This window comes from Cellulomonas gelida (assembly GCF_006538725.1).
GTDB classification, from domain to species: domain Bacteria; phylum Actinomycetota; class Actinomycetes; order Actinomycetales; family Cellulomonadaceae; genus Cellulomonas; species Cellulomonas gelida.
Window position 1 is genome coordinate 56,907 of the sequence record NZ_BJLQ01000011.1, and the last position, 22,756, is coordinate 79,662.

19 protein-coding genes are annotated in these 22,756 nt (G+C 70.9%); 8 read left to right on the plus strand and 11 right to left on the minus strand.

Features of this window, described 5'->3' with window-relative positions; translation table 11 throughout:
• Positions 1-66 precede the first annotated feature (66 nt).
• From CGE01nite_RS07055 to CGE01nite_RS07070, 4 genes are all read right to left on the minus strand, one after another.
• Entirely contained in the window at positions 67-2,124 is a 2,058-nt protein-coding gene (locus tag CGE01nite_RS07055; RefSeq protein WP_141369873.1) for an elongation factor G, read from the minus strand.
• A gap of 148 nt (positions 2,125-2,272) precedes the next feature.
• Positions 2,273-3,265 carry an FKBP-type peptidyl-prolyl cis-trans isomerase gene (locus CGE01nite_RS07060; RefSeq protein ID WP_229747316.1) on the minus strand — a complete coding sequence of 331 codons (993 nt, stop codon included), beginning with the start codon at positions 3,263-3,265 and terminating at the stop codon, positions 2,273-2,275.
• 123 nt (positions 3,266-3,388) lie between these two features.
• Positions 3,389-4,018, minus strand: coding sequence for a Pr6Pr family membrane protein (locus CGE01nite_RS07065; protein ID WP_141369875.1), 630 nt, complete (start codon positions 4,016-4,018; stop codon positions 3,389-3,391).
• Positions 4,019-4,106: 88 nt separating this feature from the next.
• The gene (locus tag CGE01nite_RS07070; RefSeq protein WP_141369877.1) at positions 4,107-4,745 is read right to left on the minus strand and encodes a hypothetical protein; all 639 of its coding nucleotides are present in this window, start codon (positions 4,743-4,745) and stop codon (positions 4,107-4,109) included.
• Between the two features lie 149 nt (positions 4,746-4,894).
• Between CGE01nite_RS07070 and CGE01nite_RS07075 the strand changes: the two genes are divergently transcribed.
• Positions 4,895-5,974 carry a Gfo/Idh/MocA family protein gene (locus CGE01nite_RS07075; protein ID WP_141369879.1) on the plus strand — a complete coding sequence of 360 codons (1,080 nt, stop codon included), beginning with the start codon at positions 4,895-4,897 and terminating at the stop codon, positions 5,972-5,974.
• Positions 5,975-5,997: 23 nt separating this feature from the next.
• Here CGE01nite_RS07075 and CGE01nite_RS07080 read toward each other — a convergent pair whose 3' ends face one another.
• Positions 5,998-6,948 carry a ribose-phosphate diphosphokinase gene (locus tag CGE01nite_RS07080; RefSeq protein ID WP_048343321.1) on the minus strand — a complete coding sequence of 317 codons (951 nt, stop codon included), beginning with the start codon at positions 6,946-6,948 and terminating at the stop codon, positions 5,998-6,000.
• A gap of 107 nt (positions 6,949-7,055) precedes the next feature.
• Here CGE01nite_RS07080 and CGE01nite_RS07085 point away from each other — a divergent pair, with 107 nt between their 5' ends.
• Both CGE01nite_RS07085 and CGE01nite_RS07090 read left to right on the plus strand, forming a co-directional pair.
• A complete protein-coding gene (locus CGE01nite_RS07085; protein ID WP_048343320.1) occupies positions 7,056-8,231 on the plus strand; it encodes a VIT1/CCC1 transporter family protein in 1,176 nt (391 codons plus the stop codon).
• Between the two features lie 68 nt (positions 8,232-8,299).
• Positions 8,300-9,262: a siderophore-interacting protein gene (locus CGE01nite_RS07090; RefSeq protein ID WP_229747315.1), complete on the plus strand. Its 963-nt coding sequence runs from the start codon at positions 8,300-8,302 to the stop codon at positions 9,260-9,262.
• A gap of 336 nt (positions 9,263-9,598) precedes the next feature.
• Here CGE01nite_RS07090 and CGE01nite_RS07095 read toward each other — a convergent pair whose 3' ends face one another.
• Positions 9,599-10,006: a cytotoxic translational repressor of toxin-antitoxin stability system gene (locus tag CGE01nite_RS07095; protein ID WP_218022607.1), complete on the minus strand. Its 408-nt coding sequence runs from the start codon at positions 10,004-10,006 to the stop codon at positions 9,599-9,601.
• A gap of 356 nt (positions 10,007-10,362) precedes the next feature.
• On the opposite strand from CGE01nite_RS07095, the gene CGE01nite_RS07100 reads away from it, so the two are divergent.
• The 5 genes from CGE01nite_RS07100 to vsr all read left to right on the plus strand — a co-directional run bounded on the left by CGE01nite_RS07100 (position 10,363) and on the right by vsr (position 18,383).
• Positions 10,363-11,706 carry a DNA cytosine methyltransferase gene (locus tag CGE01nite_RS07100; RefSeq protein WP_229747314.1) on the plus strand — a complete coding sequence of 448 codons (1,344 nt, stop codon included), beginning with the start codon at positions 10,363-10,365 and terminating at the stop codon, positions 11,704-11,706.
• A 15-nt stretch (positions 11,707-11,721) separates the two neighbouring features.
• The gene (locus CGE01nite_RS07105) at positions 11,722-13,974 is read left to right on the plus strand and encodes a DUF262 domain-containing protein (protein WP_218022608.1); all 2,253 of its coding nucleotides are present in this window, start codon (positions 11,722-11,724) and stop codon (positions 13,972-13,974) included.
• Positions 13,959-16,769 (plus strand): Z1 domain-containing protein, encoded by a 2,811-nt coding sequence (locus CGE01nite_RS07110; RefSeq protein WP_170210916.1) that lies wholly within the window; start codon positions 13,959-13,961, stop codon positions 16,767-16,769. Before CGE01nite_RS07105 ends, CGE01nite_RS07110 begins: the two co-directional genes overlap by 16 nt.
• Positions 16,759-17,808 carry a PD-(D/E)XK motif protein gene (locus CGE01nite_RS07115; protein WP_141369887.1) on the plus strand — a complete coding sequence of 350 codons (1,050 nt, stop codon included), beginning with the start codon at positions 16,759-16,761 and terminating at the stop codon, positions 17,806-17,808. The genes CGE01nite_RS07110 and CGE01nite_RS07115 overlap by 11 nt, the downstream gene beginning before the upstream one ends.
• Positions 17,809-17,942: 134 nt before the next feature.
• Entirely contained in the window at positions 17,943-18,383 is a 441-nt protein-coding gene (gene vsr, locus CGE01nite_RS07120) for a DNA mismatch endonuclease Vsr (protein WP_141369889.1), read from the plus strand.
• 98 nt (positions 18,384-18,481) lie between these two features.
• On the opposite strand, the gene CGE01nite_RS07125 is transcribed toward vsr, so the two are convergent.
• The 5 genes from CGE01nite_RS07125 to CGE01nite_RS07145 all read right to left on the minus strand — a co-directional run bounded on the left by CGE01nite_RS07125 (position 18,482) and on the right by CGE01nite_RS07145 (position 22,756).
• Positions 18,482-19,363 carry a ferredoxin family protein gene (locus CGE01nite_RS07125; RefSeq protein ID WP_141369892.1) on the minus strand — a complete coding sequence of 294 codons (882 nt, stop codon included), beginning with the start codon at positions 19,361-19,363 and terminating at the stop codon, positions 18,482-18,484.
• The gene (locus CGE01nite_RS07130) at positions 19,360-20,601 is read right to left on the minus strand and encodes a cupin domain-containing protein (protein WP_218022609.1); all 1,242 of its coding nucleotides are present in this window, start codon (positions 20,599-20,601) and stop codon (positions 19,360-19,362) included. The genes CGE01nite_RS07125 and CGE01nite_RS07130 overlap by 4 nt, the downstream gene beginning before the upstream one ends.
• Entirely contained in the window at positions 20,601-20,825 is a 225-nt protein-coding gene (locus tag CGE01nite_RS07135; RefSeq protein ID WP_141369894.1) for a BatC protein, read from the minus strand. The genes CGE01nite_RS07130 and CGE01nite_RS07135 overlap by 1 nt, the downstream gene beginning before the upstream one ends.
• 99 nt (positions 20,826-20,924) lie before the next feature.
• Positions 20,925-22,040, minus strand: a complete 1,116-nt coding sequence (locus CGE01nite_RS07140; RefSeq protein ID WP_141369896.1) for a sensor histidine kinase — start codon at positions 22,038-22,040, stop codon at positions 20,925-20,927.
• Entirely contained in the window at positions 22,037-22,756 is a 720-nt protein-coding gene (locus CGE01nite_RS07145) for a response regulator (protein WP_141369898.1), read from the minus strand. The genes CGE01nite_RS07140 and CGE01nite_RS07145 overlap by 4 nt, the downstream gene beginning before the upstream one ends.

The window sequence follows — 22,756 nt, forward strand, 5'->3', positions numbered from 1 at the left end:
GAGGGGACCCGCACGCCCGGCCCGCGAACCGTCCCACCGACGCCCCCGCGGGTGCCTGCGGGGGCGTCAGCTCGTCACGAGGTGGTCGGGGCAGATCTCGTAGGTGCTCGGCGAGACCACGAGCTCGGCGCGGCCGCCCGTGAGTGAGCGCAGGTCGAGCACGTACCGCGTGAGCTCGGACTGCGGCACGTCCGCCTCGATCACGACCGTCCCGTCGTCGAGCGCGGTCGAGGCGGTGATCCGCCCCCGACGCCCGGACAGGTCGCCCATCACGTCGCCCTGCACCGACGACGGCACGGTCACCGCGACGTGGTCGATGGGCTCGAGCACCACGGTCCCCGCCGCGGCCAGCGCCTCACGCACTCCGTTGGCGGCCGCGGTGCGGAACGCCATGTCGGACGAGTCCACCGAGTGCGACTTGCCGTCGTAGACCTCCACGCGCAGATCCACCACCGGGTGCCCGTGCGGACCGCCGTGCGCCATCGCCTCGACGACGCCCTTCTCGACCGCGGACAGGTAGTTGCGCGGGATCGCGCCGCCCACCACGGAGTCCACGAACTCGAGCCCGGCGCCGTGCGGTGCGGGCCCGACCCGCAGGTTCGCGACCGCGAACTGCCCGTGCCCGCCCGACTGCTTCTTGATCTTCCCTTCGGCCTCGACCTTGCGCCGGATCGTCTCCCGGTAGGCGACGGGCACGGGCGAGGTGGTGACGTTGACGCCGAACACGCGCGAGAGGCGCTCGAGCGCGACGGCCAGGTGGGTGTCGCCCAGCCCGCGCAGGATCGTCCGGTCCGACGAGCGGTCGACGACGAGCGTCGGGTCCTCGGCGACCAGGCGCGCGAGCGCCGCGGAGAGGCGGTCGTCGTCGGACTGCGTGACCGGCGACAGGACCAGCCCGTAGACGGGCGGGCGCGGACGCAGCGCGGGCGCCGACATCGCGGCGCCCGGTCCGGACCTGTCCGCCAGCAGCGAGCCGCTGGGCGTACCCGTCAGCTTCGCGACGGCCACCACCTGCCCCGCGGGCGCCGCGTCCAGCGGCAGGTGCTCCTTGCCGCGCAGGCGGAACAGGCCGGGCACGCGCTCCTCGGTGCGGGTCGCGGTGTTGAGCAGGCGGTCGCCGGGGCGCAGCGTGCCGGACAGCACGCGCAGCAGCGTGACCTGCCCGACGAACGGGTCGGCGACGGTGCGGAACGCGTGCACGAGCAGGGGCCCGGCAGGGTCGGCCGCCACCTCGACGGGGGTCTCGCCGGCCAGGACGCGCGCGGGTCGGTCGGCCGGCTCGGGCCCGAGCTCGCAGATCAGGTCGGCGAGCCGGTCCACGCCGACGCCCGTCACACCCGAGACGACGAGCACGGGGAACGCCTCGAGGTCGCGCACCTCGTGCGCGAGCGACCGCTCGAGCTCGGGCGCGCTCGGCTCGTCGCCGCCGAGGTACCGCTCGAGCGCGTCGTCGTCGTGCGACACGATCTCCTCGACGACCTCGTCGTGCAGGCGGTGCTCCTCGTCGGCCACGTCGTCGGGCAGCGCGCCCGTGCTGTGGCGCCCGTCGGCTGAGTACTCGAGCCCTTCCTGCGAGAGCAGGTCCGCGACACCGTGGAACGCGTGCTCCTCGCCGAGCGGCAGCTCGAGCGGCACGAACCCGTCCCCGAGCTCGGTGCGCAGGTCGTCGAGCACGTGGTGGTAGTCCGCGCGCGCCTTGTCCTCCTTGGTGACGACGACGAGCCGCGGCACCCCGGCCTCGGCCGCGAGCCGCCAGGCGACGTGCGTCCCGGCCTGCACGCCGTCGACCGCGCTCACCACGACGACCGCGAGGTCCGCCACGGCCAGTGCCGCGTCCACGGCCCCCGCGAAGTCCGCCGAGCCGGGGGTGTCGAGCAGCGTCACGTCGTAGCTCAGGCCGTCCGGGGCCTTCCACGTGAACGGCGCCGACGAGAGCGTCAGCGAGATCCCGTGCGCGATCTCCTCGGGCTCGTGGTCGCTCACGGTCGAGCCGTCCTCGACCTTGCCCGGGCGTGCGATCACGCCGGCGCGGTGCAGGAGCGCCTCGGTGAGGGTGGTCTTGCCCGCTCCGGCGGCGCCCACCAGGGCCACGGTGCGGATCCTGGGCGTCGTTGCCTGGTCCATGCTCGTCTCCCCGGCCGCCAGGCGGGTACGAGGGTGGTTCCCACGGCGATCGTCGGCGACCTGCGGCCCACACTAACGACGCACCCCCGGTCCCGTCAGGACGAGAGTCCTGGGGACCGGGGGTGCGGTCGGAGGTGCCAGCCCGGGGTCAGGAGGCCCAGAGGATGTCGACGACGAACACCAGCGTGGAGTTGGCGGGGATCGAGCCGCTCTCCTTGTCGCCGTAGCCCTTGTCCGGCGGGACGACGAGCAGCACCTGGCTGCCGACCTTCTGCCCGACGAGGCCCTCGTTCCAGCCGTCGATGACCTGCGCCTGGCCGATCGAGCTCACCTGGAACGGTGCGCCGCGGCTCCAGCTGTCGTCGAACGGGGTGCCGTCCCACAGGACGCCGGAGTAGTGCACGAGGACGTTGTCGCCCGCCTCGACCTCCTTGCCGGAGCCCTCGATGAGCGGCTGGACGGTCAGCGTGGTCGGGGCGTCGCCCGTGGCGGCCGTGACCGTGGGGGTGCCGTCGTCGGCGAGCGTGACGGTCGGGAGGCCCTCGACGGGGGCGACCGCGGTGCCCTCGGCGCGCGTCGGGATCTTCGCGACCGGCTCGAGCACGTAGACCTGCGTCACGCCGTCGGAGGCGAGAGCGAACAGCACCTGCGCGCCGACCTTCGTGGTGAGCAGGACCTCGTCGAGCGCGGGGATGCCGCTGCCGTCGTCCTTGACCGTCCACGTGCCCGTGGCCTCGTCGGTGTACGTGCTGCCGATGACCTTGCCGTCCTCGCCGTTGACGGCGGTCAGCTGGATCTCGACCGTGTCGCCGGCCCCGAGGGCCTCGCCGTCACCGTCGGTCGCGACGCGCGCGACGGCGGCCGAGACGCTGAACGGCGCGCTGGGCAGCGTGATCGTCGGCTGCGTCCCGGGCTCACCGTCGATGGTGACCTTCTCGAGCGCGGCGATGTCCTCGGCGCTCGCCGTGGGCTCCGCGCTCGCGCTCGGGTCGGCGTCAGCCGTCGACGTGGCGGTCGCCGTGGCGCTCGGCTTGCCGTCCGAGTCGTCCCCGCCGCACGCGGTGAGCGCGAGGGCGAGAGACGCTGCGAGAGCGGCGGCTGCGAGACGGCGGGTGGTCGTGCGGCGCACGATCGACTGCACGGTGGACTCCGGGGGTTGGGGCAGGGGCCGCGGTGGCGGCGCCCCCGGCACGGTACGCGACGAACCTGGGAGCTGTCTGTGCTTCTCGGCCCGCGAGCGGCCCGCGGACCGATTCGGGCCCGGTCAGGACGAGCCTGCGACCGGTGTGCCGAGCCGTGCCCGACGAGGCATGCGGCGGTCGATCAGGACGATCAGCAGACCCAGCAGGTAGAAGCCGGTGCCGTAGATCAGCACGTTGAGCAGCAGCCCGCCCCAGCCGTGCGCGTCGAGGTCGATGAACCCGTACGGGTAACCGAGGTCCCAGACCGTCCCGCGGATCGTCGTGAACGTGACGTACGCGAGCAGGTACGTCAGCCACCACCACGCGTATCGCCAGCGCATGCGGCGGTGCGGGTCGAGCAGCAGGAAGTCGAGGAACGCGAGCACCGGGTTGAGCTGGTGCTCGATCTGGCCGGACGTGAGCCCGATCGTGAGGTCCGGCGTGCCTGCCGCCTCGGGGTCGAGGACGAAGTACGCGACGAGGCCGGTGATCGCGAGGAACAGCGTCACGCCGCCCTTGAACCAGGCGGGCGGCTGCCGCTTGCGCAGCAGCGAGGAGATCCCGGCCCACGTCATCACGACCGCCAGCAGGATCCCCGACTGGTTGGTGAAGTAGAGCAGGTCGTCGACCTGGCCGTCCCGCCAGATCTCCCGCGTGCCCATGAGCGCCAGGTAGACCATGAAGAACCGGAACAGCGCGACGACGACGTTCACCGAGACCTCCTCGTCGGGTGACCGGACCGACGCGAGCACGCTGCCACGCAGCGCCCCGACGTGCCAGGACGCGCGCGGTGTGTCCTGATCAGGAGCCGTCGCACTCGGCGGACGGGTGATGCGACTTCTCGGTCATGATGGCGACCGAGGAGCCGCCCGGGACGTCGACCGTGCGGGTGAGGCCGAGCGTGGTCACGTCGAGGCGCAACGAGTCGATCCCCGTGCCGCTGCCTCCCGCGAACTCGGCGCACCCGAACCCGAGCGCGAACTGCACGCCGAACGACTCACCGGGACCGACCGTCAGGACGTCGGCCGCGCGGTCGATGATCTCGTCGGTCACGCTGCCGTCGTCCGGCAGGCTGAACAGGTGCGCGCGCCACTCGTAGGTGCTCGGCTCGAAGGCGGCGAGCCGCACGTCGACCGGGACGCGTCCGTCGTTGCGGAAGCTCCACACGCCGTCGTAGGTGCCGTCCGACGGATCGACGACCGTCGACTCGTCGGGGCCGAACAGCCCGAACCCGAAGGGTTCCTCGAGCGCGTCGGGATCTGCGGCCCCGGTGTAGCTCGACGACAGCGTCGGGTTCAGCCCGACGACGAGCCACGCCCCGAGGACGAGCGCGACGGCGCCGCTGACGGCCCATGGCAGCCACCGTCGCAGCCGGACCGGCGTCGACGCGACGGACTCGTCCGGTACGGCGGGAGGAGCGGTTGGCTCCGGCGTGGTCATGGCGTCCGTTCCCCCGCGCTCGGGACCTGCGGCGTCGTCGGTGGCGTGCACCTTTCACCCGGGAAAGTAGCGCGAGCAGGGGAAGCCAGGGGCCGGTCTGTGGATGAAGCGGGGACACGGTTAGGGTCGCAGGCGACGAGGAGGTCGCGATGGCGCAGCTGCGGTTCGGGATCGTGGGGAGTGGGTGGCGCGCGGAGTTCTTCGCGCGGGCGGCGCGGGCGCTGCCGGAGCGGTTCGCGTGCACGGGAGTCGTGACGCGGTCGGCGGAGCGCGGCGCGCACGTCGAGGCCGAGTGGGGCGTGCCGACGGTCCGCTCGATCGCCGAGCTCGTCGCGGGCCCGGACCGGCCCGACATCGTCGTGGTGTCCGTGCCGTGGCCCGTGACGCCGGAGGCGACGCGCGCGCTCGTCGCCGCGGGCGTCCCCGTCCTCGCCGAGACGCCACCCGCCCCGGACGTCGAGGGGCTTGAGCGGCTGTGGGCCGACGTGGGCGCCTCGGGGCTCGTGCAGGTGGCCGAGCACAGCCCGTTCATGCCCGCGCACCAGGCGCGTCGCGCCGTGGTCGACGCCGGGCTGATCGGTGCGGCGACGAGCGTACAGATATCGTCCACGCATCTGTACCACGCGGTCGGTCTCATCCGTCACCTGCTCGACGCCGGCCGCGACGAGGTCGTCGTGCGCGCCCACCGGTTCACCGCGCCGCTGCTCGAGCCCCTCGCGCGCGACGGCTGGACCGGCGAGACGCAGCCGCGCGACGCCCGCACGCTCATCGCGACGCTCGACTTCGGCGGCGGCCGCTCCGGCACGTACGACTTCACGGACAACCAGTGGCACAACCCGCTGCGCACCAACCGGATCGTCGTGCGCGGGTCGCACGGCGAGATCGTCGGCGACGACGTCACGTGGTTCGCGGGCGAGCGCACGGTGCTGGCCAGCTCGATCGAACGGCGGGTGAGCGGGCGCGAGCAGAACCTCGACGGGTTCGACCTGGAGCACCTGAGCCTGGGCGAGCGGGTGCTGTACCGGAACCCGTTCCTCGGGTCGCGGTTCGCCGACGACGAGCTCGCGGTCGCGCACCTGCTCGCGGCGTGCTCGTCGTGGCTGCACGACGGCGGCCCGGAGCCCTACCCGCTCGCGGACGGCTGCCACGACCACCGCGTCGCGCTGGCGATGGAGGAGGCCGCGGACACCGGCCGCACCGTCACCGTCCCGACGCCGCCCTGGCGCTGACGGGCGGGCTCACCCCGAGGAGGTCAGTCCCCGTCGTGCGCGAACAGCGCGCTCACGGACTCCCCGGAGTGGATCCGGCGCACGGCCTCCGCGAACGCGGGCGCGACCCCCAGCACGGTCACGCGGTCGTCGTCGGCGAGGTCGTCGTGCGGGACGGTGTCCGTGCAGACCACCCCGGAGACACGGCCTGACGCGGTGATGCGGTCGAGCGCGCCGTGCGAGAACAGCCCGTGCGTGCAGGCCACCTGGATGCGCCGCGCACCGGCGTCCTCGAGCAGGCGGACGATCGCCAGGATCGTGCTGCCGTTGGCGATCTCGTCGTCCAGCACGATCACGTCGCGGCCCGCGACGTCGCCGATGATCGTCGAGATGGTCACCGCGTCCCCGTCGAGCCGCTCCTTGGACCCCGCGGCCACGGGCGTGCCGAGCATCTTCGCGAACAGCGTCGCGGTCTTGGCGTTGCCGAGGTCGGGGGAGACGACCGTCGTGCGGGAGAGGTCCTGCAGCGAGAAGTGCGTCGCGAGCTCGTGCAGCGCGTGCAGCTGGTCGGTCGGGACGCGGAAGAACGCGTGCACCTGCGGGGCGTGCAAGGACATCGTCAGGATGCGGTCCACACCGGCGGTGGTCAGCAGGTCCGCGACGAGCCGGCCGCCGATCGAGATGCGCGGCGCGTCCTTCTTGTCGGAGCGCGCGTAGGCGAAGTGCGGCATGACCGCGGTGATCCGCTTGGCGGAGGCGCCGCGTGCCGCGTCGATCATCAGCAGGAGCTCCATGAGGTTCTCCTGCACGGGCGCGACGATCGGCTGCACCAGGAACACGTCCCGCTCGCGGCAGTTCGCCAGGAGCTGGACCTGCAGGCAGTCGTTGGCGAACCGCTGCAGCCGTGACCCGCTCAGCGGGACCTGGAGGTAGTCGCACATCCCTGCCGCGAAGCTGCGACCCGCCTGCCCCGCGAACACCCGGATCTTCCTCACCAGGCGGATGCTAGCGGCGTGCGACCTCCGCGGCGCGGCGGAACCGCGGGGCCCTCCGGAACGGTGGATTCGGCTCGGCGAACTCGCGCTCGTGACCGGAATGTCCGATGCCCGCCTGGCACGATGGCGGCGTGACGACCCCGACCCCGCCCACGCGTTCCCAGGTGCGGCGGTGGCGTCAGTACCTGGCCGACGAGCGCGCCGAGGCCGCCGCGTACCGCGACCTCGCGTCGCGCCGCAGCGGTGAGGAGCGCGACATCCTGCTCGCGCTCGCCGAGGCCGAGCGCCGCCACGAGCAGCACTGGCTGGACCTGCTGGGCGACGACGTGGGCAAGCCCCTGCGCGGGGACTTCCGCACGCGTGTGCTCGGCTGGCTCGCGCGCCGGTTCGGTTCGGTCTTCGTCCTCGCGCTCGCGCAGCGGGCGGAGGCACGCTCGTCGTACGACGACGACGTGGACGCGACCGCGCGGATGGCCGCCGACGAGCGCATCCACGAGGAGGTCGTGCGCGGCCTGGCGATCCGCGGGCGCAACCGCATCTCCGGGACGTTCCGCGCGGCCGTGTTCGGCGCGAACGACGGCCTCGTCTCGAACCTGGCGCTCGTGCTGGGCATCGGCGCGTCCGGGGTCGCCTCGGGGACGGTCCTGCTGACCGGCCTGGCGGGACTGCTCGCCGGGGCGCTGTCGATGGGTGCGGGGGAGTACGTCTCGGTGCGCTCGCAGCGCGAGCTGCTCGAGGCCTCGCGCCCCGGCCCGCAGGCACGTGCCGCGCTGCCGCACCTCGACGTCGACGCGAACGAGCTCGCGCTGGTCTACCGCGCTCGGGGCATGGCGCCGCAGGACGCCGCGGAGCACGCCCGCACGGTGCTGACCTCCCTGGAGGAGCTCGCAGGAAGGGCGCTGGTCCTGCCGGACCTCAGCTCCGACGAGCCCGCGGCCCCTTCGCATCCTGGCGAGGCCGCCGCGTCCTCCGAGGCCGTCGACGAGCCCGACGAGCACGAGACGATCGGCACCGCTGTCGGGGCGGCGGTCGCGAGCTTCTGCTTCTTCGCGTCGGGCGCGGCCATCCCCGTGCTGCCGTACCTGCTGGGCGCGACCGGCTGGACCGCGGTCGCCTGGTCGACGGGGCTCGTCGGGGTCGCGCTGCTCGGGACCGGTGCGGTCGTCGGGCTGCTGTCGGGGACCTCACCCGCCAAGCGCGCGCTGCGCCAGCTCGCGATCGGCTGGGGCGCCGCCGCGGCCACCTACCTGCTGGGTCTGACCTTCGGGACGACGGTCGCCTGACCGCGGGTGTGACGTAGGCCCGCCGGACGCCCCTTGATAGGTAAGGCTTGCCTGCCTACAGTGCAGGGGTGACTGCGACCCAGATCGAGACCGAGGCGCCCGCCGCGAGCCCGTTCCGCACCTTCGCGGTCACGGTCCGCGAGGTCCGCCGCATGTGCCCGAGCCTCCTGCGCGTCACCTTCACCGGCGACGACCTGCACAAGTTCGCCGACAACGGCTTCGACCAGCGCATCAAGTTCTTCCTCCCGCTGGCGTGCGGCTACGCCGAGCTCCTTGACCTCACGGCCAGCGGCGACTGGTACGGCCGCTGGCGCGAGCTGCCCGACGAGCAGCGCCATCCCATGCGCACCTACACCGCCCGCCAGGTGCGCCCGCTGCAGCGCGAGCTCGACGTCGACATCGTCCTGCATGGCGACCACGGCCCCGCGTCGCGCTGGGCGATGAACGCGAAGGTCGGCGACGAGCTCGTCGTCCTCGGGCCGAACGCGGACGCGAGCGGCCCGCACGGCGGGGTCGACTTCATCCCGCCGATGCGCACCGAGCAGTTCCTGCTCGCGGGCGACGAGACGGCCCTGCCGGCCATCGCGAACATCCTCGAGCGCCTGCCCGCCGACGCCCGCGGCGAGGCCCTCATCGAGATGCCGTTCTCCGACGACCGGCTCGACCTGACCGCACCCGCAGGCGTGACGATCCACTGGCTCGGCCGCGACGGCGCCCCGCACGGCTCGCTGCTCGACCCCGCGGTCCGCTCCGCCGCCGAGCGCGTCCTGCCCGCCGTCCGGACCGCCGACACTGACCTCGTCGACGTCCCGTGGTCGTACAACCCCACCGACGACGACGTGTGGGAGGTCCCGGTCGACCACGCGACGGGCACCCCGCTGCGCGAGGCCGCGCCCTTGTACGCGTGGCTCGCCGGTGAGTCCGCCGTCATCCGTGGCCTGCGCCGCCACCTCGTCACCGAGCGCGGCATCGACCGCAAGGCCGTCGCGTTCATGGGCTACTGGCGCCACGGCAAGTCCGAGTCCAACTGACCGCTGCCTCCCGTACTCGTCCAGCGCTAGCGTCTGGCGGCCCGACCGCGAGCGAACCTTGCTAGTACGAACGACGACGAGACGAAGGCGCCCCGAGCACTACCAGGCGGCGAGGCTCGCTACGCGTCGGCGAGGGGGCGGCGGGCGACCGCGAGCCTCCAGATGGCCACGGCCCACATCGGCAGTGACCCTGCCGCAGCGAGGGCCACTGCCGCGACCGGGCCGAGCGGTGTCACGCCCAGATAGCCCCTGCCTAGCCGCACTATCAGCGGATAGATGGCCTCTCCGGTCGGCCCAAGTGAAGTCCGGCCAGCTAGCCCCTCGCCCAGTGCTCGTTCAGGCGGGCAACGGCGTTGTCCTTGGTGATGGTTCTGAGCTGTCCTCACTCAACCCGAGCTCCCGCTTGAGGGCGAGGACCAGGCCGAGGGGCAGGGCGTTCTCTGGTTCCGCCCGCGCTGGCGAACGCTCAGGTCGTCGTCCGTCCTTCGCGCACGACCAGAACTCGTCCTCGGTGACGTCCAGCTGGTCTCGCAGGATGTGGTCCCAGAGGCTCACCCCGTAGACGGTGGCGTCGACGGGCCGCGAGATCCGAGTGCGCAGGATCCGGCCGTCCGGCAAGGCGAGCCCGTAGGTGGTGTGGTGGCCGGTGAGCTTGCCCCGAGAGCTGCGCACCTGCTCCCAGTCCTCGGCCTCGCAGAACCTCTCGTGGTCGTCACGGGTGCCGATCCGGCGGCCGGCGCTCACCGATGCGGAGCGTCGAGCTGACGTGTCGCGTCCGCCAAGAGCCACGCGCGGAGGTCGTCGTCGTCGGACAGCGCGACCAGCTGGACGAACTGCCAGTCCGCCGCATGGTTGCGAGCGGGCGGGCTGCCATCTGGCGCGCTGACCTGTCCCGAATCCCTGGCCGCACGCGGCGATCGCCCAACTTCACTTCCCGCACTGAGGCGCGACATCGGCGCGTCGCCTTCGCCACGGAGCGGCGAGACGGCCCCCAGCACCTAAGCTGAGGAGGAGTGCCAGTTGTCAGTGCCCGTCCGTACCCTCGCGAAGCGTCATCGATGCGGGTCTGCGTCGGGACGACACGACCCCTGAGGAGACGAGTGACAGGCGCGCACGGCGAGTTCACGTTCGTCGACCTCTTCGCAGGTATTGGCGGCTTCGCCGTCGCCCTGAAGGGGCTTGGCGGGGAGTGCGTCGGGTCGGTCGAGGTCGACCGGAGGGCCGCCGCCGTCTACTCGCTGAACCACGGCGTCAACCCACTGGGCGACATCACGGAACTAGCGAACGAGGAGGTCGTCGCCTTCGGGCCTCACACCGTCCTTACAGCTGGGTTCCCCTGTCAGCCGTTCTCCAAGTCCGGAGCGCAGCTAGGCATGGACGAGGCTCGCGGAACTCTCTTCTGGAACATCCTCAAGATCGTCGAAGCGCGCCGGCCCCCAGTCTTGCTGCTTGAGAACGTTCGGAACCTTGCGGGCCCTAGGCACCGCCACGAGTGGGAGGTGATCGTCAAGTCACTGCGTGAAGCGGGGTACCACGTCTCGTCGCGCCCCGCCATCTTCTCGCCCCACCTTCTGCCGGCGGAGCTCGGCGGGAGGCCGCAGATCCGGGAGCGCGTCTTCATCACGGCGACGTACTGGCCCGAGCGCTCGGGGCAGGATCCCGCGCCGGTGGTGGAGAACCGCATGCTGCGGACCGACCCCTGGGACCTGGAGCTCGACCTCCCGCTGGACTCTCGCCGCTATATCCCGGGCTGTGAGGTGTCAGCGGAGGAGACCCGATGGATCGACGCTTGGGAGAACTTCCGCGAGCTGATCGTCGGGCGCCTGATGCGCGCGGCGCCCAGGGCCCATCTCGACGAGGTGCGTCTCCCCGGATTCCCTGTCTGGATCGATGCTTGGGTCGACGAACGCGACCTCGTGATCCCCGGAGGCACTCCTCGGTGGAAGGAGATCATTCTCCGGAAGAACGCGGCGTTCTACACGATGCACAGGGAAGCCCTCGACGCCTGGCTGGCATTGCATGGCGTCAGGTCGTTCCCGCCGTCACGCAGGAAGTTCGAGTGGCAGGCGCAGCAGGAGTCTTCGCTGTGGAACTGCGCGATCCAACTCCGGCCCTCAGGCATCCGCGCAAAACGGATGACTCACCTCCCGGCCCTGGTCGCGATCTCGCAGACGCCGATCCTCGGACCAAAGCGCCGGCGCCTTTCTGTGGCCGAGGCAGCGGCGCTGCAGGGCTTGCCACTCGACTTCACGTTCGGGAGCCAGCCCGACTCCGCTTCGTACAAGCAGCTGGGTAACGGCGTGAACGTTGGAGTCGTACAGCATGTCCTACGTCAGCACGTCTTGAGGGATCTCGACCGCATCCGGTTGATTGCGCCTGGGCTGGCGTCGGCGCTGGGGCTGGCCACAGTCGAGCCCGACGTGCTCGACACCGTCCTGGTGTGACGAGGCTGACGACGGATGACTTACGAGAGCGCGCGCACCAAGGCTGAGGCCGTCGCGCGCATGTACTTCCTCGGGAACCGGGTCGTCGAGCCGCTCGGTCCCGGGAGCAAGGAGAAGAAGTCTGCCCTCGTCGCGCTCGGGCGATTCGTACACCTCGACCTCGAAGACGTCCCGGGGAAGCACGAGTGCGCTCGCGCGATCGCAGAAGCGGTCGGCGTGCGATGGGATGAGAGCTGCGTCTCAGGCGGCGACACCGTGACGCTCGAGGGGCTCAACCGACTTGTCGACGGAGCCGTCGAAGCGCACATCAGGTCCGGCGCGCTCCCTGTACGTTCGCTGGTGCGAGACCTTGTTGGCTTGAACCCAGCGCCGCGCTGGGACGAAGTGGAGGACGACGACGTGCCTGAAGACTTCAGCGAGATCGAGCAGAATATTGCCGATGCCGTCGCCGAGCTCGCCTCGGGCGGCCCAGCGCCCCTGAAGGTCGATGCGGCACGCGCACCCTTTGCCTCAGGAGCAGCCATCAAGCTCGAGGATGGAAGCTGGCGTACGGCGCTGGCTGAGGTCCAGGGCTGGCTCCACCTCCCCGCCACCATCGACCAGTCGGACGCCGATCGGTTCGACCGCTCATTGGCGAGCCTCCTGAGCATGGACACGAGCGCCAGCATCGCTCCCGCGGATCTCTTCGAGCGCCTGCAGGAGAGACTTGACCGCGCCGTCGATAACCGGCGCGCCTTTCAGGAGGCTCTCGACTCCGAGATGGACGGGTCGACGACGCTCGAGGCTGCGTCCAGTGCTTGGGAAGCCGCTTGGGACGAGGTCGAGGAGACCGAAGAGGCGGAGTCCAGTGGCCCGATCAGGGCGGAGGCCGCTACATGGCCCATTGCCCAGTTTCGCCAGTACGCCATGGACGGGGAGATGGACCTCAACCCGTCCTATCAGCGCGCGGACGTCTGGCCTACCGGCGACGCGCAGTTGCTGATCGAGTCGGTCCTTCGAGGTATCCCGCTCCCATCGGTCATCCTGCTCCAACGCAACACGGACGAGGGCGATCGCTACGAGATCGTCGACGGCAAGCAGCGATTGACATCCCTGCTGCGTTTCACGGCTGCACACCCGAAGGCGCTGGCCACGGTCCGGACGAAAGCCCAAGAGTGGGGCGAGTCTCCGGAGGACATGCTCGAGCAGTTCACCGGCGACTATCCGAAGTTCAGGAAGACCTGGCGCAGGCACGAGGCGACGAACCTTAGCGCCAAACAGGAGAAGGAGCTCTACTTCCCGTTCCATCTCCGGAAGACGGATGCCCCGACTCTCAGCGGTGACCTCGAGCAACTCCGCGGCCGCTACTACTCCGAGATCAAGCCGCTGGCGATCCAAGTCGGGAATGCCAAGAAGAAGATCCGGGCGCTGTTCGAGGAAGTCTCGGACTACAGAATTCCCGTGATCGTCTACTACGAGGCAAGTAGTCGGCAGATCCACGAGGTCTTCAGCCTCTATAACAAGCAGGGCAAGCACCTGAACGCCGAGGAGATACGCAACGCGGCTTTCCACGAGCTCGATTTCATGCGGGCGTTGCTGGCCACGGGGGGCGACACGGATGGCATCGACCGGGTCGCGCCCTTCCTCGCGCCGGTATGGGATGACGTGCAGTCCACGGGTCGGGCACTCGCCAACCCGAACGGGCCGTACGCCATGCCTGACGCCGGTTACAAGCGCACCAAGGCGCTGTCTTGGGTCGCTGCGGCACTCCTCATGGAGGACGAGAACGCCTCGACCCGCTCGACCACTGCCCACGTGAACAATCTTCTGAAGCGGATCGAGCGCGACGCGACGGACCCGCTTCGTGACCCGGCAAGAGTCGCGCGCGCCATGGTCCTGCTGGACGCTGCCATGGATGCGCACCAAGCCGCGCCCCCGGAGATCTGGTCGAAGAAGTTCCGAGGGTCGCAGGCGCGGTGGCAGGAGCTCCAGCTGGTGGCGTCTCTCTTGGCTCTCGCTGCCGCGAGCGTAGTGCTCGATCGCGAGCTGTCGGACAGGGTAGATGAGCGTGCCGAGGAGTTGCGTGCCGTGTCGGAGCGGTGGGCGCGGCCGACGAAGTCGCAGTCGCGTGAGCAATGGCAGTTCATCGGCGGTGTCGTCCGCGAGTTCCTCGAGGTGCTCGACGTGGATGCCGCCGAGACGGACCGTGCGGTCCGGAGTGCATTCGGCAGCTCCGGTCTCGCGGCGCTCGTCACGCTGCCTCAACTGCCGGAGTGGCCCTCGCGATGACGGCGAGCGAGTCCGAGACCATCCGATTGGCTCGCTCCCCCCAGGGCTGGCTTGCCGACTACGAGAACGCGCTCGTAGCGAGCGGGCTGGGTGAGATCAGCAGGCAGGTGATCCTCGAGGACGCTCGGTACATAGCCGATCAGGCGGCGTTCGATGCAGCCGACTCCCGCTGGCACGCCTCACGCGTCCGGACCGGTGCTGTCATGGGAGCTGTCCAGTCCGGCAAAACGGCGTCGATGATCGGCGTCGTCGCGCGCAGTCTGGACAACGGTGTCAACGTCGTGGTCGTGCTCGCAGGTACACAGGTTTCGCTCTGGCAGCAGAGCCTCAATCGAATCCAGGCTCAGCTCGACGGCGGCGCCCGGCCCATGCTTCGTCGCCTGTTCCTGCCGAACCCAGACACCATCGGCGCGGAGCGTCGCGCAGGCCCGGCTGCTGCGTACGGCGTCGCCGAAGGACAGGCACGGCGCGCCCTGGAGCGCGGCAGGCCGATCATCTTCGTCGCGATGAAGCAGGTCGACCACCTGTTGCACCTAGGACAGGTGCTCCACAAGACCATCTATCCGGCGGCTGAGGCCGCAGGAGTGCCGGTCCGCCTCCTCGTCGTGGACGACGAGGCGGACGACTCGTCGGTGGCGGACGACGGAGTCCCGTGGGGAGTCGGCGACCTCGATGAGTACAAGCAGATCCCTCGACGGATCGTCGACCTGTGGGAGGCGAGGAACGAGCCTGGGCGAACGGTGTCCGGCAACGTCTTCGCTACCTACGTCGCCTACACCGCGACTCCGCAGGCGAACTTCCTCCAGGACCCGCAGAACCCACTGTCGCCACGCGACTTCGTCGCGTCCCTGCGCACTCCTGGGCCCCGTGGCGGCGTCGAGCCACGGGAGCTCACGTACCGCGTGGAAGAGGGATTGACGGGTTGGTACACGGGCGCTGATGTGTTCTACGGCGCTCTGGCGAACGTGCTCTGCGTGGCCGAGCGGCCGGGTCGCCGAGAGCCGCTCGACGTCCAGGCCGACAGGCCGACGGTGGCCAACGGGACTCCCAACGGCATCGATGTCGACGAGATCGTCGACGCGACCCGTGCATTCTTGGTCGCCTCAGCCATCAGGCTCAGCAGGTCGCCGGACCGTCTCGGCCCGGCTTCCGCGAGACCGCGCACGTTCCCTTCAAGGGACGACGCGGTGCGAGGCGTCGCGGCGGTGAGCTCCATGCTGATCCACCCATCGTCGGCCATGGAGTCTCACTTCGAGGTTGCCGCGCGCCTTCAGTCGTGGTGGGACGGCCCGAGCGGTGAACCAGGGGCCGGTGTGCTCTCTGACCTCCTCGACGATGAGACGGCTTGGCTGCCGTGGCTCGAGAGCTTTCAGGCGTCCCGCGACGCGGTCGCGTCGGGCGTCGACGACTTCGGAGCGGTCTCGGGTCGGCGACACGTCCCGGCCTGGGACGAGGTCAAACACCTGATCGAGACGGAGATCGTTCCCGGCACCTCGGTCGCGGTCGTCAACAGCGACCCGAATGCCGACGAGCGACCGTCGTACGAACCGTCCTACGACGGAGCGTGTTGGCATGCCCCCCGCAACCACTCGACGATCTTTGTGTCGGGTAACGTGATGTCGCGGGGACTAACGCTCGAAGGGCTGCTCACCACGCTCTTCACGCGTCGGTCATCCGCCCCGCTCGCAGACACTCAGATGCAGATGCAGCGGTGGTTCGGCTACCGCGGCGCCTACATCGATCTCTGTCGAGTGTTCCTATCACGAGCCCAGCTGGAGCTGTTCACCCGGTACGCCGACGCAGACCATGCGCTGAGGTCACAGGTACTCGCAGCCATGCAGTCGTCGGGGGTGCTGCCAGACTTCACCGTGCTTCAGGGACACGCGTTCCAGGCGACGGGGAAGATCTCAGGCCTCACGGGGAAGCAGCTCCGACCCGGTTCGCGCCCGTTCGTCCGACACCTCAACCCCCCCGGCGAGACGGACGACAACGTGGCGCTCGTCGCTGAGTTCTTCCTCGGTCGGTCGGCTACTGGCAACGTCTCGGGTGACCGCCGGGGACTCGTCAGTCTCGACACGCTCTCTCTCCTCGAGTGCGCCGATCTCCTGGATCAGTTGCGTTACCACGACCACGCTGCCGTAGCCGCAGAGGCGGACCGTTGGCGTGCAGCCGAGCGTCAGGTATCCCTCTCGCGTGGCGATCCGGAGTTTCCGCTCTACCGAGCGCCGGCAAGCTCTGGGCTGAGTGAGGAGCTGGGCAGTCGCTCGCCCTATGCCATCGCGGCGTACCTCCGCCTGTGGTCGGCGTGCCTCGATCGCAATGTGCGAGGGCTCCTTACGGATGACACGCCCCCTCAGCGCTGGTCGCTACTGAACCTTGACATGAAGCGTGCGAACCAACCGCGATTCCGCATCGGCGTCCGGTTCGGTGCGGCGCCCCCGGTGAAGGCAGGACCGTTCGCGGCGCTCGGTGAAGCGATGCGGCTGGAGGTCCGTCCCATGGCGCGGCGGTCGCACGCCACCGGGGAGCTCGCCGCGGAATGGGGCTCGCGCAAGCCAACGGACAGCGGCTATGTCGGTGACGACCTGTTCGACGCGACGGTCCTGGGCCTCAACTTCGCGGTGCATCCCGACGGATCACGGATGGAAGGCGCGCCTGGGCTCGTCCTCTTCCACCTCGTCCACCGGGAGGCGGGCGACGGGATCGCCGTCGGGCTGAGTATCCCGAGTGGCGGCCCTGATCACACAGAAGCAGTCAGCCCTGCACGTCGAAGGGGGACGCCCTATGCCGAGTGAGCCCGTCACATTCGAGTCGCTGCGTCACGAGTTGACGAGTGCGACTGCCGCCATCGCTGCTGACGAGAGGCGCATCTCGTGGGTTGGGACGAAGCGTCGAATCGCGATCTCCCGGGACGCGACAGGGCAACTCGAGATCTTTCTCGTAGGCGGCCCGCTCGTCGCCCGCGAGCGGGCCGTGAGGGAGCGGCTCGTGCACGACTCCTGGGTAACTGCCGGAGGTAACCTGCTCTCTGCGAACCGTCTTCGCCTTCCTCCAGGTGAGCACTACGACGCGATCGGCGCGACCCTTCTCCTCGAGCTCATCGACAAGGGCTACGAGTCCGGCCCGGACGCGGCCTTCCGTCGCACCGAGCCCCTCGTCGCGCTGGCACTCGAGCCAGCGCACGCGGAGAACGCGGTACTCACGGGCCTGGGCGGAGAGCTGTACACGTTTGCCGCCATGATTAGGGCGGACTTCGCCGCGGCCGAGTTGTGTCTGGATGCCTGGCAAGGATGGCGGCGCTCGAGTCGCGACTTCCAGCTCGGTGCTCGAGGGGTTGAGGTCAAGACGTCCACGACAAGCGCCAGCAGGCATCACGTCCAGGGCTGGTACCAGGTCGAGCCCGGCGTTGCCGCGGACGGGACTGTCGAGACTGAGTTGCACTTGCTCTCGATCGGGATCAGGTGGCTCGCGACTGGCTCCGCGGGCATGACGATCGAGTCCTTGGTGAAGGACATCCTGATAGCACTGCCCGCTAGCCGCCGAGCACCGTTCCTTGACGCGGTACGCGGGTACGCCGGCGCCGCGCTTGCCCTTGACCACGACGGCACCGCCGGGCAGACATCCCTGCGGCGCCCATTCATTCCGACGTATGAGCGGTTGTATGACCTTGCGGACAAGCGCATCTCGATACCGGTCTCTGCCGACTTCACGCCTTTCGTAGACGTGGTCACGGACTCGGTCTCCTTTGTGATCGAGCTTCCCGACCAGGTCCGCGGGGACCGGAATCCGGTGGTGGGCATGCACTCGATAATGTCCCGGCTGTTCGCGGCGTAGTCGTCGCCGTCCCGCCGGTGGACCCGCCCGTCAACCGTCATAGCCGCTCCACTCCTTCAGCGAAGGAGAGTGCCATCGCCACGTTCACGGTGCCTCGTCATCCCGGCTCGTCGGGCAGATCAGCCTCTATCCGCATGTCTGCGGCTCGACGCCGTGACACCAAGCCCGAGATGCTACTGCGTCGAGAACTGCATCGACGGGGGCGGCGGTTCCGCGTGGTTCTTCGTGTGTCGAGCAGCAGGAGGCGCACTATCGACATCGCTTTCACGCGCTCTCGGCTCGCAGTCTTCGTGGATGGCTGCTTCTGGCACGGTTGTCCTCATCACGGAACCCTTCCCGCCACGAACGGCGAGTGGTGGGCGGCAAAACTCAAGGCCAACCGAGACAGGGATGCGGACACCAACCGGCTCCTCAAGGAAGCGGCATGGACGGTACTGCGTATCTGGGAGCATGTTCCAGCCGATCAGGCCGCCGACCTCGTTGAGCGAGTTCTCGCTGAGATCGCGGGAGAACAGGTCGCCCGTCGTGGCCCCGCAGCGTCTGCGAGAGCAGCCTCGACCGACCGCGCTCGCTAGACCCCCGGGCCCAGCGACGCGGAGCTGCCGGAACGATGATGGTGAGCACTTGATCAGTGCGACCTTTGCCGCGAGCGCCCGCGGCGTGTCGGTGAGAGCTAAGGCGTGCGCAGCATCTCGGCCAGGGTCCACTGGTGGACCGGGAGGGGGCGGGTTGCTGCGCAGGTGGAGAGCAGGGGGTCTGACTGCGTCTCGACGAGGCGCACCGTGATCGGTCCGTCGGGGGTGCTCAGCTGCACCGACCAGCCGTCGGCGGTGAGCGACTCGTGGAGCGGGGCGAAGGCGTCGAGGGTGTCGTCGCCGAGATCGGCGCGGGCGAAGTGCTGCGCGGCCTGGACCGGGTGGGAGTAGGCGCTGCGGCCGCGCAGGAACCGCGGGTCGACGCGTCCGGCCAGGTAGGCGTCGACGATCGCGACCGCGTCCCCGTCGTCGGCCCAGCCGTAGTACAGGCCGTGGGGGAGCAGCACCATCGTGCCGGCGAACCGGTCTCCGCCCAGGTGCGAGCACTCCCAGGTCTCCTCGGGGTAGGCCGCGGCGAGGCGCGCGGCGACGACGCGCCCGCGCACCGCGCAGCACTGGTCGTGGCGGCCGTGCGCGCAGACGGCGAGCACCGGGCGGTCGGACGGGGTGCCCGCAGACCCGTCGAGGGGGACGTCCAGCAGCTCGCGCTCGTCGTCGACCCGCCCCCACCGCACCGACTCCCGGCCCGGGCGGGAGTCGACCAGCGCCCACCGCGTCCCCTCCTGGGTCACGCGGCGCCCGGGCCGCCGGATGGCGAGCGGCCGGATACCGGCACCCTCGATCCGGTGGACGAGCGCGCGGCCCAGCGTGGGGTCGAACGGCGGGTCCAGCAGGGCGTGCCGGCCCCACCCCGCCTGGTTCTCGACGAGGAACCAGCGGTCGCCGTGCGAGCCGGTGGCCACGAGCGAGTCCTGGCGTGCGCGGGCGCCGTCGCTGCACGGCACCCACGCGTCGTTCACTGCGACGTCACCACCACGCCCTCGCGTAGCAGGCGCCGCACGACGACGAGCGCGCTCGCCCGGTCGAGTCCGGGCAGCGACCCGACGGCGACCGGGTCGCCCGTGCGCAGGGTCTGCAACGCGCGCGACGCCTCGGCGGGCAGCGACAGCACGACGCCTCCCGCGGTCAGCCGCACCTTGTCGTCGGCGGTCTCGAGGCGACCCCCCAGGCCCTCGCGCCAGCGGACGCGCGTGTGCTCGGACAGGGAGGCGATGGCGCTCAACGTGGCCAGCGGCCCGACGGGTGCGGGACGCGTGTCCCGGCCGAACCGTGCGCCGAGCCGCGCGGCCGCCAGGCCGGCGGGGTCCGGGGCGCTCGTCAAGGCCGTGACCAGCGCCTCCACGGTCTCCTGCACGATCGGCCGGAGCTCGTCGGCGTCGGACACGTCGATCCCCAGCGGCAGGGAGGTGCGCAGCGCGGGCGTGTCGCCGATGACGCTCAGCAGGGTGTCGACGACGTCGGCCCGCGTGTAGGCGGCCATGCCGACGGTCAGGTGGATCGACGTGTCGCCGAGCGCCGTCGCCGAGTGGATCCACCCGCGCGGCAGGTAGAGGGCGTCGCCGGGACGCAGCACACGGTCGATCACGGGCTCGCCCGCAGCCGCCGCGGCGACCGCCGCGCGGTGGTCCGTCCACACCTGGCCCTTGAGCGGGTCCGGGTGCACGGGCGCGTGGATCACCCAGTGCTTCTCGCCGGAGACCTGCAGGACGAACACGTCGTGCGTGTCGTAGTGCGGCGAGAAGCCCTGCGACGACGGCGGCGTCACGTACGCGTTGACCTGCGCGGGGTGGCCGAGCTCGCCGACGAGCGCACGCGTGAAGTCGACGAGCGGGGGCCACATCCGGTGCAGGCCCTGCAGCACGATCGTCGCGCCGGCAGCGAACTCGGCCAGCACCTTGTCGCTCGACACCTGGTCGGACACCTCGGCGCCGAACCCGCCCGACGAGGTGAACCGCTCCGCGGCCAGCACGCTGCCCTCATGGGCGAGCCGGATGAACGGCGTGCGCAGCCCTCGTCGGCCCACGAGCTCGTCGACCGCGTCCGGCGAGAGCAGGTCGTGGAAGTCGTCGTGCTCCGGGGACAGCAGCGGCGCGCGGCCCCAGTGCTCGCGCGCGAACTGCTCGGCCGGGACGGCGATGCAGCGCGAGAGCGCGGACCGGGTGACCGGTCCGCGCTCCGTCAGGGCGTCCTGCGCCACTACGCCGAGCCGTCCGCCCCGCCGTCGTGCCCGCCGGGGTCGGCGCCGCCGTCGGCCGGGCCTTCGCCCGCGGAGCCGTCCGCTCCGCCGTCGTGCCCGCCCGGGTTTTCGCCGGCCGAGCCGTCTGCTCCGCCGTCGTGCCCGCCGGGGTTGGCGCCGCCGTCCGCGACGCCTTCCCCTGCGGGTGCCGGCTCGCTGGTGATGTCGTCGTCCTTGATGCCCACTGGACTCTCCCCTCGTCTGCCGCCGTGCAGCGGCGTTGCCGCCTCGGCGAGCGTATCCACGCCCCGGCGGACGCGCCGGGTGAGCGTCGAGGTCGCCCGTCAGGAGGCGGCGGGAAGCCTGACGACGAAGTCCGCGCCGCGCCCCGGGCCTGGGCTGCTGGCGAGGATCGTGCCGCCGTGCGCCTCGGTGAGGGCCTTGCTGATGGCCAGCCCGATCCCGGAGCCGCCGCTGTCCCGGTCGCGCGCGACGTCCGCGCGGTAGAAGCGCTCGAACACGTGCGGAAGGTGCTCCGCGGCGATGCCGTCCCCGGTGTCCGAGACCGTGAACGTCACGGCACCGCCCTGGCGGCCCGCGAGGACGCTGACCGAGCCGCCGGGCGGCGTGTGCCGCAGGGCGTTGGTCACGAGGTTGTCCAGCACCTGCGCCATGCGGTGCCGGTCGACGCTGACCGCCGGCACGCCCGGGTCGACGTGCGCTCGCAGCTCGACCCCGGCATCGGCGGCACGTTCCGCAGCCGCCTGGACGGCTGCCTGCACGAGCTGCTCGGGCGGCGCGAGCTCCAGGTCGAGCACGACGTCGCCGGCTTCGGCGTGCGTGACGGCCGACAGGTCGTGCGAGAGCCGGGTCAGCCTGTCGGCCTGGTCCCGCAGCACAGCGACGGTCGTGTCGTCCATGGGTCGCACGCCGTCCTCGACCGCCTCGAGGTACCCGGCGATCGTCGCGATCGGCGTCCGCACCTCGTGGGCCAGGTCCGCGAGCAGCCGTTCCCGCAGCCGTTGCGCGTCCTCGAGCCGGTCCGCCATGGCGTTGAAGGACCCGGCCAGCTGGTCGAACTCCGCGCCGAGCCCCGACGACGGCACCCGGACCCCGTACGTGCCTGCCCCGAGGGCCGCGGCTGCGGTGGAGACGGCGCCCAGCGATGCCGCGATGCGCCGCGCGAGCACCACGCTCACGCCGGCCGACGCGAGTGCGGCCGCCGCGAACGCCAGGGTCGCGGCCGTGCTCGTCGCGGACCGGAACGCCTCTTCGGCGTGCAGCACCGCGGCGTCGTTGTCGTCGAGCCCGGCCTCCACCATGTGCTGGTGGAAGAGCCTGGGCCCGACGAGCGCGCCGACGACCCAGGCGGTGACCGCGGCGGTCGCCAGGACGATCAGCAGCGCCAGGAGCAGTCGAGGCGCGAGCCCGACCTGATGCCGGCGGCCGGACCGGCTCACGACCCGGTGCCGATGCGGTAGCCGACTCCTCGCACGGTCCGCACGAAGCGCTGCTCCTGGGCGGTGTCGCCGAGCTTCTGGCGCAGGTGCAGCACGTGGACGTCGACGAGGTGGTCGTCGCCCACCCAGCCGGTGCCCCACACCGCGTCGATGAGCGCCCGGCGCGACAGCACCGAACCCGGGCGGACGGCCAACGCGGCCAGCAGGTCGAACTCCGTGCGCGTGAGAGGGACGAGCTCTCCGTCGACGTGCGCCTCACGGCCGTCCACGTCGAGCTGCAGCGACCCGATCTCGAGCGCGGGTGCCGACGCGACCACACCGTTGCTCGCCGCGCGCCGTGGCCTGCGCATGAGGACGGCGACGCGTGCCATGAGCTCGCGCGGGCTGAACGGCTTCGTCATGTAGTCGTCCGCACCCACCGACAGCCCGATGAGCGTGTCGACCTCCTCGGACCGTGCGGTCAGCATCACGACGTAGCAGTCGGAGAAGGTCCGCAGCTGTCGGCAGACCTCCACCCCGTCGATACCGGGGAGGCCGAGGTCGAGGATCACCACGTCGGGGTCGACGTCGCGCAGCACGTCGATCGCCGCGCCACCGTGGTGGCAGAGCGTCACGTCGAAGCCGTCGCGCTCGAGGTAGGAGCCGATGAGGCCGGCCAGCGCCTGCTCGTCGTCGACGACGACCGCACGACGCCCGGCCGCCGGGGTCTGTCTCAT